General features: G+C 70.1%; 18 protein-coding genes. 10 read left to right on the forward strand and 8 right to left on the reverse strand.

Annotated features, from left to right (window positions below):
• Positions 1-26 precede the first annotated feature (26 nt).
• The 4 genes from AB0M73_RS08570 to AB0M73_RS08585 are packed head-to-tail and all read left to right on the forward strand — an operon-like array spanning position 27 to position 3,208.
• The gene (locus AB0M73_RS08570; protein WP_363889146.1) at positions 27-824 is read left to right on the forward strand and encodes a metal ABC transporter ATP-binding protein; all 798 of its coding nucleotides are present in this window, start codon (positions 27-29) and stop codon (positions 822-824) included.
• Between the two features lie 40 nt (positions 825-864).
• A complete protein-coding gene (locus AB0M73_RS08575; RefSeq protein WP_043719878.1) occupies positions 865-1,737 on the forward strand; it encodes a metal ABC transporter permease in 873 nt (290 codons plus the stop codon).
• Positions 1,738-1,794: 57 nt separating this feature from the next.
• Entirely contained in the window at positions 1,795-2,385 is a 591-nt protein-coding gene (locus AB0M73_RS08580; protein WP_363888620.1) for a DUF1707 domain-containing protein, read from the forward strand.
• A gap of 34 nt (positions 2,386-2,419) precedes the next feature.
• Positions 2,420-3,208 (forward strand): class I SAM-dependent methyltransferase, encoded by a 789-nt coding sequence (locus AB0M73_RS08585; protein WP_363888621.1) that lies wholly within the window; start codon positions 2,420-2,422, stop codon positions 3,206-3,208.
• On the opposite strand, the gene AB0M73_RS08590 is transcribed toward AB0M73_RS08585, so the two are convergent.
• Positions 3,205-3,717, reverse strand: coding sequence for a hypothetical protein (locus tag AB0M73_RS08590; RefSeq protein ID WP_363888624.1), 513 nt, complete (start codon positions 3,715-3,717; stop codon positions 3,205-3,207). The two genes, AB0M73_RS08585 and AB0M73_RS08590, sit on opposite strands and share 4 nt — an antisense overlap.
• Before the next feature lie 37 nt (positions 3,718-3,754).
• Here AB0M73_RS08590 and AB0M73_RS08595 point away from each other — a divergent pair, with 37 nt between their 5' ends.
• From AB0M73_RS08595 to AB0M73_RS08615, 5 genes are read left to right on the forward strand one after another with little or no spacing between them, the layout of a single operon-like run.
• The gene (locus tag AB0M73_RS08595; protein WP_363888626.1) at positions 3,755-4,168 is read left to right on the forward strand and encodes a carboxymuconolactone decarboxylase family protein; all 414 of its coding nucleotides are present in this window, start codon (positions 3,755-3,757) and stop codon (positions 4,166-4,168) included.
• A gap of 13 nt (positions 4,169-4,181) precedes the next feature.
• The gene (locus tag AB0M73_RS08600; protein WP_363888629.1) at positions 4,182-4,574 is read left to right on the forward strand and encodes a hypothetical protein; all 393 of its coding nucleotides are present in this window, start codon (positions 4,182-4,184) and stop codon (positions 4,572-4,574) included.
• The gene (locus AB0M73_RS08605) at positions 4,574-5,398 is read left to right on the forward strand and encodes an alpha/beta hydrolase (RefSeq protein ID WP_363888632.1); all 825 of its coding nucleotides are present in this window, start codon (positions 4,574-4,576) and stop codon (positions 5,396-5,398) included. Before AB0M73_RS08600 ends, AB0M73_RS08605 begins: the two co-directional genes overlap by 1 nt.
• A gap of 47 nt (positions 5,399-5,445) precedes the next feature.
• Positions 5,446-5,745: a nuclear transport factor 2 family protein gene (locus AB0M73_RS08610; protein WP_363888635.1), complete on the forward strand. Its 300-nt coding sequence runs from the start codon at positions 5,446-5,448 to the stop codon at positions 5,743-5,745.
• Positions 5,742-5,897: a hypothetical protein gene (locus AB0M73_RS08615; RefSeq protein ID WP_363888636.1), complete on the forward strand. Its 156-nt coding sequence runs from the start codon at positions 5,742-5,744 to the stop codon at positions 5,895-5,897. The genes AB0M73_RS08610 and AB0M73_RS08615 overlap by 4 nt, the downstream gene beginning before the upstream one ends.
• A 4-nt stretch (positions 5,898-5,901) precedes the next feature.
• Here AB0M73_RS08615 and AB0M73_RS08620 read toward each other — a convergent pair whose 3' ends face one another.
• The 7 genes from AB0M73_RS08620 to AB0M73_RS08650 form a co-directional block, all read right to left on the reverse strand.
• On the reverse strand, positions 5,902-7,335 hold the full coding sequence (locus AB0M73_RS08620; RefSeq protein WP_363888637.1) for an MBOAT family protein: 1,434 nt from the start codon (positions 7,333-7,335) through the stop codon (positions 5,902-5,904).
• 69 nt (positions 7,336-7,404) lie between these two features.
• Positions 7,405-8,373: a 23S rRNA (guanosine(2251)-2'-O)-methyltransferase RlmB gene (gene rlmB / locus AB0M73_RS08625; protein WP_363888639.1), complete on the reverse strand. Its 969-nt coding sequence runs from the start codon at positions 8,371-8,373 to the stop codon at positions 7,405-7,407.
• Between the two features lie 11 nt (positions 8,374-8,384).
• The gene (gene cysS, locus AB0M73_RS08630) at positions 8,385-9,767 is read right to left on the reverse strand and encodes a cysteine--tRNA ligase (protein ID WP_363888642.1); all 1,383 of its coding nucleotides are present in this window, start codon (positions 9,765-9,767) and stop codon (positions 8,385-8,387) included.
• A gap of 200 nt (positions 9,768-9,967) precedes the next feature.
• On the reverse strand, positions 9,968-10,654 hold the full coding sequence (locus tag AB0M73_RS08635) for an HAD family hydrolase (protein WP_363888644.1): 687 nt from the start codon (positions 10,652-10,654) through the stop codon (positions 9,968-9,970).
• An 87-nt stretch (positions 10,655-10,741) separates the two neighbouring features.
• Positions 10,742-11,224, reverse strand: a complete 483-nt coding sequence (ispF, locus tag AB0M73_RS08640; protein ID WP_363888647.1) for a 2-C-methyl-D-erythritol 2,4-cyclodiphosphate synthase — start codon at positions 11,222-11,224, stop codon at positions 10,742-10,744.
• A complete protein-coding gene (ispD, locus tag AB0M73_RS08645; RefSeq protein WP_363889148.1) occupies positions 11,221-11,919 on the reverse strand; it encodes a 2-C-methyl-D-erythritol 4-phosphate cytidylyltransferase in 699 nt (232 codons plus the stop codon). The genes ispF and ispD overlap by 4 nt, the downstream gene beginning before the upstream one ends.
• A gap of 17 nt (positions 11,920-11,936) precedes the next feature.
• The gene (locus AB0M73_RS08650; protein ID WP_043719844.1) at positions 11,937-12,425 is read right to left on the reverse strand and encodes a CarD family transcriptional regulator; all 489 of its coding nucleotides are present in this window, start codon (positions 12,423-12,425) and stop codon (positions 11,937-11,939) included.
• A 254-nt stretch (positions 12,426-12,679) separates the two neighbouring features.
• Between AB0M73_RS08650 and AB0M73_RS08655 the strand changes: the two genes are divergently transcribed.
• Entirely contained in the window at positions 12,680-13,411 is a 732-nt protein-coding gene (locus AB0M73_RS08655) for a hypothetical protein (protein WP_363888648.1), read from the forward strand.
• Positions 13,412-13,622 lie beyond the last annotated feature (211 nt).

Raw genomic sequence — 13,622 nt, forward strand, 5'->3', positions numbered from 1 at the left:
TCCCAGCGCCGGCGGCGGCGCTGCGCATGCGCGGGGCCCGGCTCAACTACGGCAGCCGCGTCCTGTGGGACGGCCTGGACCTGGACATCAGGCCGGGCGAGTTCCTGGCCGTGCTCGGCCCCAACGGCTCCGGCAAGACCAGCATGCTGCGGGTCCTGCTGGGCCAGCAGCCGCTGTCGGCCGGCGAGGTGGCCATCGCCGGCAGCGCGCCCGGCAAGGCCAATCACAAGATCGGCTACATCCCGCAGCAGCGGTCCATCGACCCCAACCTCACCCTGCGCGGCCGCGACCTCGTCGGCCTCGGCCTCGACGGGCATCGCTGGGGCCTCGGCCTGCGCGGCCGGGCCGAGCGCCGCCGCCGGGTGGAGGCCGCCCTGGCCGAGGTCGGCGCCAGCGACTACGCGGATCACCCGGTCGGGCTGCTCTCCGGCGGTGAGCAGCAGCGGCTCCGGGTGGCCCAGGCCCTGGTCGGCGACCCCCAGCTGCTGCTGTGCGACGAGCCGCTGCTGTCTCTCGACCTTGCCCACCAGCGTGTGGTCAGCGACCTCATCGACGCCCGCCGCCGCGCCGCCGGGACCGCCGTGCTGTTCGTGACGCACGAGATCAACCCCGTGCTGCCGCTGGTCGACCGCGTGCTCTACCTGGTCAACGGCCGGTTCCGGATCGGCACCCCGGACGAGGTCATGACCTCGGAGAACCTGTCCGAGCTGTACCGCACGCCCGTCGACGTGCTGCGCGTGCGCGGCCAGATCGTGGTCGTCGGGGCGCACCAGGAGTCGCACCACTGCGCCGACACCACGCCGTCGCCGGAGGTACGGCCCTGATGTCCGATCAGCTCGCCCTGCGTCGGGAGGCGCGGTCCTGATGTCCGACTACATCTCCACCACCCTGCTGCTCCTCCCGTTCGTCGGCACGGCGCTGGTCGCCGCCGCCGTCCTCGGCGTGCTGGCCGGGGTGCTGGGGCCGCTGATCGTCACCCGCAACATGGCCTTCTCCGTGCACGGCACCAGCGAGCTGGCCCTGACCGGCGGCGCGGCGGCGTTGCTGGCCGGCATCAACGTCGGCTACGGCTCGCTGATCGGCGCCGTGGTGGCGGCGGTGATCCTGGGGCTGCTCACTCGCAAGGTGTCCGAGCACGACTCCGTCATCGGCGCGGTGCTGGCCTTCGGGCTGGGCGTCGGCGTGCTGCTGCTGTCGTTCTACGAGGGCAACTCGGCCAACAAGTTCGGCCTGCTCATCGGGCAGATCGCCAGCGTCGACTCCGGCAGCCTGGTGCTGCTGATCAGCGCGGCCGTCGGCGTGCTCATCGTGCTGGCCTTCATCTACCGGCCGCTGCTGTTCGCCAGCGTGGACGCCGAGGTCGCGGCCGCGCGCGGCGTGCCGCTGCGGATCCTGTCGCCGGTGTTCGCGGTGCTGGTGGGCGTGGCCACGGCGCTGGGCGTGCAGACCGTCGGGTCGCTGCTGGTGCTGTCGCTGATGATCACACCGGCCGCCGCGGCGTCGCGGGTGACGGCGTCGCCGGTGGTGGCGACCGTGCTGTCGATCGTGTTCGCGGAGCTGGCCGTGCTCGGCGGCATCGTGCTGTCGCTGGTTCCGGGCAAGCCGGTGAGTGCCTTCGTCACGGCCATCTCGTTCCTGATCTACCTGGTGTGCCGGCTGGTCGGCGTGCTGCGGGCGCGGCGCATCGGCAGCGGACGGGGCATGGCCTCGGCCCACCTGGCCGCGGCCCGACCCTGAGTCGGGATCGGGGATTTCCCTATGAGAACGCCAGTCGATCCGTACTAGCGTTGAAGCATGACTGAGGACATCAGCACGATCGACCCGGGCAACCTCAGAGTGTCCAACGCCGAGCGCGAGCGGGCGGGGGCGCTGCTGCGGGACGCCCTGGACCAGGGGATGATCACCCTCGACGAGTTCGGCGAGCGCAGCGCGATCGCCGCGTCGGCCAAGGTCCGCGGCGAGCTCACCGCGGTCCTGGCCGACCTGCCGGCCGCCGTGGCCAACGGCGCGGTGGCCCTGACCTCGCCCGCCGCGGCCGAGTCCGAGCGCCCGCTCGAGCTCAACGCCGGCATGGGCAACGTGAACCAGGTCGGCGAGTGGACCGTGCCGAGCCGGATCAACGCGCGCTGCTCCATGGGCAACGTGAAGATCGACTTCAGCGAGGCCATCTGCCGGCACCGCGACGTATGGCTGCACGCCGAGTGCGGCTGGGGCAACATCAAGGTCCTGGTGCCGCACGGCTGGACCGTGGTCGTCGAGTCGGTGTCGGTGGGCAGCGGCCGGCTCACCAACAAGGTCAACTCGCCCGGCTCGCCCAACCTGCCCGTGCTGCACGTGGAGGGCAGCGTCAGCGCCGGCGACATCAAGATCCGTTACGCCGACTGAAAAATCGTTGGGTCCCGCTCGCTACGGTCTGGGGATGCAGACGTACTACGGGCGGGACGAAGAGGATGGGCGGCTCGGCGGAGGTGCCGGGCTGCTGGAACTGCTGCGCACCAAGGAACTCGTACGGCGCTACCTGCCGCCCGCTCCTGCGTCCATTGTGGACATCGGTGGCGGGACGGGCGTGCACGCGCGCTGGCTGGCCGAACTGGGCCACCGGGTCGATCTTGTCGACGCCGTGCCGCTGCATGTGGCCAGGGCGTCGGAAATCCCCGGTGTGACCGCGGTTCTCGGTGACGCGCGCAAGCTCGACGCCGCCGACGCCTCGTACGACTTCGTCCTCATGTGCGGGCCGCTGTACCACCTGCTGACCGTCGAAGACCGGCTCGCCGCGTGGCGCGAAGCCCACCGGGTACTGAAGCCCGGCGGGCATGTCGCCGCCGCGACCATCTCCCGGTTCTCGTCCCTCCACGACGGCCTCTACCGGGATCTGTTTCGGCATCAGGAGTTCCGGGACATGGTCGAGTCCACTGTGGTCGATGGGCATCACCGTCCGCCCGAGGACCGCCCGTTCAACTGGTTCACCCACACGTACTTCCATCGCCCCGAGGAGTCGGTGCAGGAGGCCGTTACTGCGGGATTCCTTGCGCCACAGGTGTTCTCCGTCGAGGGCAGCGGGCGAGCGCTGCCCGACGACGAAGTGGACGCCCGTCTGGCCGACCCCGTGCGACGTGAACACCTGCTGTGGGCGCTGCGCCTGATGGAGACCGAGCCGTCCGTGCTGGGCGTCTCCTCGCACCTGCTCACCGTGGGGCGCAAGGGTTAGCTGCTCTGGCAGGCCCGCGCGTAGGCGCTCGTCAGCTTGAGGGTGGCCGGCATCGACGGGCGGGCCGGCCACACCTGGACCAGGTACTCGTCCACCGGCTCGTCATCGTGCTCGTCCGCCGTGTCCAGATCATGGCCGGCGTCCATTCCCCTTGCGTGGTAACGCAAACGGTGATTGCCCGGTCCCTTCGGCAGCGCGCCCAGCGGATGGCTGTCCTCGCCCGCCCACTCCACCAGGTGCAGCTCGTCCTCCATCGGGCCGAAGTCGATCTCCACCACGTCCTCGTAGCGCTCCAGCTGGGCGCCCGGATCCGCCTCGGCGACGTCCACCCGGACGCCGACGTGCCCCGTGTGCAGGCCCGTGAGCAGGATCGCCTCGCCGCCGTAGACGCCGACGATGCCGACCGGGTTCGCCGTGAAGCAGCGGTCCCAGTCGGGGCTGCCGTGGGGGTTTCCGCTGAGGTAGCACTGGCCGTCGTGGATCCAGACGTGACCGTCGAACGCCATCACCGCATGATCCTATTGGGTGACGTCGTATGGTGGGCCTATGACCGAGCAAGAAGATCGACAAGCCCGGTTCGACCGGGGGATGGCGCTGTTCAACGAGGTCAGCGGGGGACAGGGACAGGCCGTCCTCGACTCGCTCGCCGACGTCTCGCCCGAGCTCGCGTACCAGACCGTCGCGTGGGGCTTCGGCGAGATCTACAGCCGTCCCCAGCTCGTGCCGCGGGACCGTCAGCTCGTCACCATCGGCATGCTCACCGCCCTCGGCGGCTGCGAGGCCCAGCTGCGGGTGCACGTCAACACCTCGCTCAACGTCGGCCTCACCCCCGCCGAGATCGTCGAGGCCATGCTCCAGGCCGCCGGCTACTGCGGCTTTCCCCGTGCCCTCAACGCCACCGCCGTCGCCAAGGCCGTTTTCGCCGAGCGCGGACTCCTTCCCGTCGACCCCGGCCAGTGACTACCGTTGGTCGGTGCTGGAATTCCTGCAACCGCTGGTCGACCTGATCGCCAAGACGGTGCCGGCCCTGTCCAAGCGCCGTGAACGCGACGAGGCCGCCAAGCTCGGCGCCGAGCTGTTCCTGCTCTACGTCCAGTGCAACGAGGCCCTCGTGCAGGGCGAGCACATCGTGCGCAGTCTGGAGAACTACCTCACCCTCGTCGCTCAGGGCAGCCAGTGGTCCGACGACGTCCGGACCTCGCTGTCTCGTATCCTCCGCGACCGGCTACGCACCGTCCGCCGCCCTCGTGAGCAGCTCGAACGTATCCGCTCCGCCTTGGAGAAGATCCGCCCCGCCCTCGTCGCCAACTTCTCCCTCGGCGACGTCCTCCTCCGTGCCGGCGACCCTCGCGCCAGCCGCCGTTGATGTTCGGCGAGAGCCTCGTGCCGGTGGCCCCCGACGTCACCCTCTTCGTAGCGCGCACCTCGGCATCGACCGGCACGCCCCTGCTCGTCGTTCACGGCGGCCCCGACTGGGACCACACCTACCTCCGCGATCCCTTGCACCGCCTGCGCGGCGTCGTCCTCCCCGACCTTCGCGGCTGCGGTCGATCCACCCGTGGCCTGCCTTCTTCCTCCTACACCTGGGACGCCGTCGTCTCCGACCTGCTCGCCCTCCTCGACGCCCTCGGCATCCCCGAGGCCGACGTCCTCGGCTTCTCCACCGGCGGCCTGATCGCCCAGCGCCTCGTTCTTGCTGCCCCGCAACGCTTTCGCCGCCTGGTGGTGGCGTCGAGCAGCGTCCTCCCCGTCCCTCCGGGGCCGCCTCGGGCCGGCGTCCTTTCCGATGCAAACCGTGCGGCCGTCCCTCCCGACCTCTCCGGTGCCGAGGCCAACCGCGCCGCCGCCCTCGCCGCCGCCTCCGTCGACGTCTGGCGCCCCGAGGCCCGTGCCGACTACCTGGCTCGCGTCGCCGCCATCCGCTTCTCCGGAGACTGGTGGCATCCCTGGACCGCTGGCACCCTCCCCCCGGTCCGCGTCCCCTCCGCCTCTTCGCGCCTCACCGCCCTCGGTCTCCCCCTCCTTCTCCTCCACGGCCTTTACGACACGACGTTCCCCGCCTCCCTCGCCACCCAGACCGCCGCCGCCAACCCGGCCGCTCGCGCCGTGATCCTCGATTCCGCCGCCCACATGGCCCACATCGACCAGCCCACCGCCTGGCTCGCCGCCCTCGCCGACTTCCTGGCCTGATCGGATCGCGGGCCCCGGCCGCCCGACGGAATCCCCACACTGGGCTCATGTCGATGAGTGATCTGATGGTCCGCTTGGAGCGGGTCGAGACCGAGCTGGCGCTGCACCGCTTGGCCCACAACTACTGTGTCGCCGCCGATCACCAGGATCTGGAGCTGTGGCGCAGCATCTGGGCGTCAGATGCGGTGTGGGAGGCCGGCGACGATCCCGACCACATCTTCACCGGCATCGACGCCATCTGCGCCGCCGTGCAGCGCCAGTGGGAGACGTTTCCTGTGATTCAGCACGGCACCGTGAACCACGTCGTCGACATCGGGTCCGCTACGCGACCGGGCGCTCCGACGTGATCATCCACGTCCAGCTGCCCGACGGCGGCTGGATCACCGGCGGCGGCACCTACGAGGACCGGTACGAGCGGTCCGACAGCGGCTGGTGGATCGGCCGTCGACGGGTGACTGCGGCCTTCGATCTCGGACCGCTGTCCGAGGTGCGCCCGTAGCGGATCAGAACTGGTAGTAGAGGAAGGGGCTGAAGGTGCCGGAGGCGAGGAGGAGGGCGGCGTAGGGGAGGCCGAGGATCATGACGGCGGCGCGCAGGGCCACGGCGGGGCGGCTGCGGGCGGATTCGAGGAAGCGGCCGGTGGCGGGGCGGGCGGGCATGAAGATGATGACCAGGGCCAGGAGCAGGACGAGGGTGCGCTGGTTGTTGAGGGTGGGGCCGACGACGTCGCCGAGGCCGGAGAAGTCGGGCAGGAGCATGTGGCCCATCATCACGAGGGCCTGGCCGAGGTCAGGGGCGCGGAAGAGGACCCAGCCGAAGACGACGAGCAGGAGGGTGGAAGCACGGCGCAGGAGGCGGTGGAGGGGGACGGCGGGGGCCTTGCCGGTCTCGAGGCCGCGCTCGATGACGAGGAGGGCGCCGTGGTAGAGGCCCCAGACGAGGAACGTCCAGTTGGCGCCGTGCCAGAAGCCGGTGAGGACGAAGACGATGCCGAGGTTGCGGTACGTCTTGGCGACGCCGTGGCGGTTGCCGCCGAGGGGGATGTAGACGTAGTCGCGGAACCAGCGCGACAGGGACATGTGCCAACGGCGCCAGAACTCGGTGACGGTGACCGAGGAGTAGGGGCGGGCGAAGTTCTCGGGGAGGCGGAAACCGAGCATTCGTCCGAGACCGATGGCCATGTCCGAATAGCCGGAGAAGTCGAAGTACAGCTGGAGGGTGTAGGCGATCGCGCCGAGCCAGGCGATGCCGAAGGTCATCTCGTGCGGTGAGGTGTCGAAGCAGGTGGCGACGACGGGGCCGAGCTGGTCGGCGACGATGACCTTCTTGCTCAGGCCCAGGGCGAAGCGGGGGAAGCCGGCGGCGAAGTCGTCGAGGCGGTGAAAGCGTTGCTGCGGCAGCTGATCGGCGATCTCGCGGTACCGCACGATGGGCCCGGCGACGAGCTGGGGGAACATCGCGATGTAGGCGATGAAGGCGACCGGGTTACGCGAAGCGGTGCGCTCGCCGCGGTGGATGTCGACCAGGTACGAGATGTGGTGGAAGGTGTAGAACGAGATGCCGATGGGCAGCGCGACCTGGGCCACCTGCACACCGCCGCCGAACACCTTGGCCAGGTTGTCGGCCTGCTCGGTGAGGAAACCGGCGTACTTCCACACGATCAGGGCGGCGAGGTTGACGGCGATGACGCCGGCCAGCACGACCTTGCGGTCGTTCTCGGCGAGCTTGCTGCGCGCCGGTTCGAGGACGAGACCGGCCCCGTAGTTCACGGCCATGCTGCACAACAGCAGCAGAGTGGTCGGCCCGGCGCCCGCCGCGTAGAAGAAGAGGCTCGCCACGGCGACAACGCCGTTGCGCCAACCGCGTGGCGTGACGAGCACGGCCAGCAGCACGACCGGCACGAAGTACCACAGGAACAGCGGGCTGACGAAGTTCATCCTCGGCCTTGGGAGAGGGAAGCTGGCGGTCGACCCTAACCCAAGACCGAGAGGCCGATTGGCCGAACGTCAGATCCGACCGGCCGCCCTTCGGCGCCTTGCCACCTCGGCCAGCACGACACCGGCGGCGACGGACGCGTTGAGCGACTCGACACCGGCGGCCATCGGGATGGAGACGGTCTGGTCGCACGTCTCCTTCACCAGTCGGGACAGCCCGCGGCCCTCGGAGCCGACCACGACGACCAGCGGGCTGGTGGCCAGTTCGAGCTCGTCGGAGGTGATCGTCGCGTCGGCGTCGAGGCCGATGACCATGAGCCCCTCGGACGCCCAGTCCCGCAGCGTCCGGGTGAGGTTGGTGGCGATCGCGATCGGCATCTTGGCGGCGGTGCCGGCGCTGGTCCGCCAGGCCACGGCGGTCATGCTGGCGCTGCGCCGCTGCGGGAGCACCACGCCCTGGGCGCCGAAAGCGGCGGCGGAGCGCACGACGGCGCCGAGGTTGCGGGGGTCGGTGACACCGTCGAGGGCGACCAGCAGCGGCGGCTCGCCGCTGTCGATCGCCTGCCGAAGCAGCTCGTCCGGGTGGCTGTACGCGAACGGCGGCACCTGAAGCCCGAGGCCCTGGTGCATGGCGCCGGTGGTGATCCGGTCCAGCTCGCCACGGGCCACCTCCAGCACGGAGATGCCCCGGTCGCCGGCCAGCTTGATCGACTCGGCGACGCGCTCGTCACTGTCGATGCCGACCGCCACGTACAGCGCCGTGGCCGGCACGCCGGCCCGCAGACACTCCACGACCGGGTTGCGGCCGGCGACCGTCTCGGCCGAGTTGCCGGAGCGCTTGGCCCGCTTCTGCTGGTCGTCCTTGCGCGCGGCGGCGGCGTTGGCCTTGCGCTGCGCCGGATGCCCGGTCCGCTCGGACGCCTTCGGCGTCGGGCCCTTGCCCTCAAGTCCCTTGGACCGCTGGCCACCCGAGCCGACGACGGCGCCCTTCTTCGTGCCAGTCTTGCGCATGGCGCCGCGCCGCTGGGAGTTACCCGCCATCAGTCAAATCCTCACAAGCTCCACTTAGGACCGCCGGGGGTGTCCTCGACGGTGACGCCGGCCTTGGACAGCCGGTCTCGCAACAGGTCGGCGGTCGCGAAGTCGCGTTCCGCACGGGCCCGCTGCCGTTCCTCCAGCAGGTGACCGACGAGAACGTCGAGCGCCTGCTGCATTGAATTGTCCGCTGTGGACGATCGGGACCACCGGTCGGACAACGGGTCCAGCCCCAGCACGCCCATCATCGCCCGCACGGAGCCGGCCGCGCCACGGGCACCGTCCTGGTCCCCGTTGTCCAGCGCCACGTTGCCCTCGCGCACGGTCGAGTGCACGGCGGCCAACGCCGACGGGGTGGACAGGTCGTCGTCCATCGCGGCGGTGAAGTCGGCGCACAGCACGCCCGGCTCCACGGAGCCGGTCTGCTGCACCACCCGCTGCACGAAGTTCTCGATCCGCCCGTACGCCGTCACGGCCTCGTCCAGCGCCGTGTCCGAGTACTCGATGGTCGACCGGTAGTGCGGGCCGACCAGGTAGTACCGCAGCTCCACGGCCCGGGCCTTGGTCAGCATGGCCGGGATCGACATGACGTTGCCGAGCGACTTGGACATCTTCTCGCCGCTCATGGTGACCCAGGACCAGTGCATCCAGTACCGGGAGAACGCGTCGCCGGCCGCACGGGACTGGGCCTGCTCGTTCTCGTGGTGCGGGAACACCAGGTCCAGGCCGCCGCCGTGGATGTCGAACTCCGGGCCCAGGTAGTACGTGGACATGGCCGAGCACTCCAGGTGCCAGCCGGGCCGGCCCGGGCCCCACGGCGTCGGCCAGGACGGCTCGCCCGGCTTGGCGCCCTTCCACAGCGTGAAGTCGCGCGGGTCCCGCTTGCCGGTGGCCGCGGACTCGCCCTGGACGACCTCGTCCAACTTCTGGCCGGACAAGGCGCCGTACTCCGGGAACGAGGCCACGGCGAAGTAGACGTCGCCGTTGGCGGCGTAGGCGTGCCCACGGTCGATCAGCCGCTGCATCAGCTCGATCATCTGCGTGATGTGCCCGGTGGCCCGCGGCGAGATGGAGGCCGGCAGGCAGCCCAGCGTCTCGTAGGCGTCCAGGAACTCCCGCTCGTGCGTCGACGCCCACTCCCACCAGGGGCGATCAGCGGCGGCGGCCTTGGCCAACACCTTGTCGTCGATGTCGGTGACGTTGCGCACGTGCAGCACATCGGTGCCGTCGTGCTCAAGCCAGCGGCGCAGGACGTCGAAGTTGACCGCGCCCCGAATGTGGCCCAGGTGCGGCGCGCCCTGCACGGTGGCCCCACACTCGTAGATCGACACGGTTCCACTGCGCGCAGGCTGGAACGCCCGCAGACTGCGGGTCGCGGTGTCGTAGAGGTGAAGGCTCACACGCAAATGGTACGCACCCTCATCCGGACAATACATTCGCCCAGGTCACACTACGTAGGAAGGGGCACCGTCGCGAGGGACGGCGCCCCTTCCGGCGATCATCGGATCAGCCGCTGATCCTCCTGCGCGTCAGCCACACCAGGACGTCGCCCGCGACCAGCAGCAACCCGGCCAGGGCGACCATGCCGGCGCGGAGTGAGTTAGGAGATGCCGTAAGCGGACAGCGCCGAGAGCAGCGCGTCCGGGCGTTCGGCGGTGGGCAGCGGGTCGACGATTGCCACCGAGCAGCCCAGCGTCGCGGCGCCGCCGTCGGCCTCCTCGCTGTCACCGACCATCAGCGCGCGGGCCGGCTCGAGGCCCAGCCGGTCGCACGCGGCGGCGAAGATCTCCGGCTCCGGCTTGACGTGACCCTCCACATAGGACATGACGATCACATCGACCAGATCGGCGATGCCGTGCTTGGTCAGCACCGGCGTGATGTCCCAGCCGATGTTGCTCACCACAGCGCTGCGGAGTCCGGCGTCGCGCACGGCCCGCAGGGCCGGCAGCACGTCCGGGTAGGGCGACCAGTTCTCGGCGTCGAGCATCCGCCGGTAGACGGTCTCCGCGGCACCGTCGGGCAGCCCGGCCGCGCGCAGGGCGGCGAAGTAGACGGTGTGGTGCACCTCGGTGTCGAGGTCGCGGCGGTGCCACGCCTCGTGCAGCTCCGGCGGGAGGCCCTCGGAGATGCCGACCGGGGCGGTGAGTCGGCGCATCAGCTCCACCTGGTCGGAGATCTCCAGCGGCGCGCCGGCATCGTCCATCAGGCCGTCCAGCACGCCCGAGCCGAACTCGAGGCGGCACAGCGTGCCGGAGAAGTCGAACAGGACACCTTGGATGTCAGCCACAACACCAACGTAGTTGTTCAGACCATCTTGACCCAAGGGAAAGTGGCGCGGCCATCATCGTCCATAGTGGACAGTGACGGTGCGGTCTCAGTCCGTGGTCGGCACGACCAACGCGGTGGCCACGGCGGCGATGCCCTCGCCGCGCCCGGTCAGTCCCAGCCCGTCGGTGGTCGTGCCGGAGACCGAGACGGGACCGCCGATCACCTCGGACAGCACCCGCTGCGCCTCGTCCCGGCGCTTGCCGATCTTGGGGCGGTTGCCGATCACCTGCACGGCCGCGTTACCCACGGTGAAGCCGGCCGCGTCGAGACGCCGGCGGACCTCGGTGAGCAGAGTCACGCCGCTGGCCCCGGCCCACTGCCGGTCGCTGGTGCCGAACACCGCGCCGAGGTCACCCAGCCCAGCCGCCGACAGCAGGGCGTCGCACAGCGCGTGGGCGGCGACGTCGCCGTCGGAGTGGCCCTCGCAGCCGTCGACGTCCGGCCAGTACAGCCCGGCCAGCCAGCAGTCGCGGCCGGCCTCGATGGGGTGCACGTCCGTGCCGATGCCGACACGGGGGAGGAAAATCACAGCTGGGCTCCAGAGAACAGCGCCTCGGCCACCACCAGGTCGAACGGCGTGGTGATCTTCAGGGCGTGCGGGTGGCCGGCGACGGTGGCGACGGGCTCGCCCAGCCGCTCGACCAGACCGGCGTCGTCGGTCACCGGGGCATCCTGCTGATCATGTGCACGCCGGAGCAAATCGACGTCGAAGCCCTGCGGGGTCTGCACAACTCGCAGCCGTGACCGATCCGGCGTGCCGACCACAATGCCGTCGACATCGACCTGTTTGACCGTGTCTGTGACCGGCAGCACGGGAATCACCGCCGGCGCACCGGCCCGCACCGCGTCGGCGACGGCGCGGATGACCTCGGGTGGCGTAAAACACCGGGCAGCGTCGTGCACGAGGACAACACGGGTGTCGGGATGCAGCGCCACGGCCTCGTCGAGAGCGAGCCGGACGGAGTCGGAACGTTCCTCACCGCCGGGCACGACACGGACGGCTGCGCCGAACTCACTGAGCGCGTCCACGACCACGTCCACCATGTCCGGTGGGGCCGCGACGACAACCTGGTCGACAACGCCGGAGGCCAGCAGGCCTCGCACGGCGTGAACCAGAAGAGGAGCCCCGCACACGGGGACCAGCGCCTTCGGAATCGGGGCGCCGAGACGTACTCCCCGGCCGGCCGCGGGCACGAGCGCAACAACGCGCGCGTCCGCGGCCACCGGAGTGTTCAACGAATTCAGGATGCGGTAGCGAGGACCTCGTCCAGCAGGACCTCGGCCTTGTCTTCGTCAGTTCCTTCAGCCAGTGCGAGCTCACTGACCAGTATCTGCCGTGCCTTGGCCAACATGCGCTTCTCGCCGGCGGACAGCCCGCGGTCCTTCTCGCGTCGCCACAGATCACGCACCACTTCGGCCACCTTGTTCACGTCGCCGGACGCGAGCTTCTCCAGGTTGGCCTTGTACCGCCGGGACCAGTTGGTCGGCTCCTCGGTGTGGGGAGCACGCAGGACCTCGAAGACCCGGTTGAGCCCGTCCTGGCCCACGACATCCCGCACACCCACGATCTCGGCGTTGTCTGCGGGGACGCGAACCGTCAGGTCGCCCTGGGCGACCTTGAGGACGAGGTACTTCTTCTCCTCGCCCTTGATGAGACGGGTCTCGATCGCTTCGATGAGAGCGGCACCGTGGTGCGGGTAGACGACGGTCTCTCCGACCTTGAAAACCATGTGTCCTCTGCCCCTTTCGCTGACCCTAGCTTAACACGTCCGGCAACTCGCGCGCCTCGGGTCGAAGATCCGTTACCGCAGGTCAGCGGCCGCACGGGGGGTTGACAAACCCCGATTCGACGTGCTGCCCACCCCCTGTGGATCCACAGTGGACAGCGCGAACGGGCACCGAGTGCGCGGGCCTTGCGGGGCAGTGGTTAGGCTTCGGGCCACGTGTCGGAGTTTGAGGTGCGCCAAGGAAGGATCCCGCCACAGTGAGCAGCGCTGAGCAGAACCTGATCACGCGACTGCGCCTGCTTCCCGTAGTGCTGGGGATCGGCGCCGCGGTCCTGGCGTCCGGGTGCAGTGCGGGCCAGATCACCCAGACCGACACCCAGGTGCCGGCCGTCAACGGGTCGATGGGCACGGTCAAGCAGATCGCGGTGCGTGACGTCCAGCTGGCCTTTCCGGCCGGCAAGACCTACTTCAGCAAGGGCGAGAGCGCCTCGCTGCTGCTGACCATCGCCAACTCCGGCGACGCCACCGACAAGCTCGTCGCCGTCAGCAGCCCGCAGTTCGGCTCCGGCGCCCAGATCGTCGGCGACGCCAGCATCCCCGGCTTCCACGCCATCTCGGCCACCGCCACCGCCGTAGCCCCGGTCAGCACCACGTCGACCACGGCCACCTCCACCACGGCCACCTCCACCACGGGCACGTCGACCACGGGCACGTCCACGACGGGCGCCTCTACGACCGGCACGTCCACGACCGGCACGTCGACCACCGGCACCTCCACCACGGGGACCTCGACGTCGACCACCGTGACGACCACCACCAGCGCCCCCGAGCTGCCGGTCGGCAGCATCCAGATCCAGCTGGTCGGCCTCACCGCGGACAAGCTGCTGCCGGGTCAGACCGTGCAGGTCACCTTCACCTTCGCCAACGCCGGCGACCTCACGCTGAACGTCCCGATCGCTGCCACGCCCCACCCTCGCGACGACAAGTGACTCTGTGACGACGGAGCCCCCGACAGCCTCGCTGTCGGGGGCTTTTGTCCACAGGCCCCAAGTTGTCCACAGGCGTCCCCATTCCAAGATCCACTAGGTCCGGCCTTGGGTAGGATTGCTTCCGGGGCGGCCTCCCCAGGGAGCGGTGGGGGCTGTTTGCCGGGCGTGGTCGGCCGAGGTTGAGCAGTGGGGCCGGTCAGGGCTGGCCGTT

Source organism: Kutzneria sp. NPDC051319 (genome assembly GCF_040682195.1).
In the GTDB taxonomy this organism is placed as follows: domain Bacteria; phylum Actinomycetota; class Actinomycetes; order Mycobacteriales; family Pseudonocardiaceae; genus Kutzneria.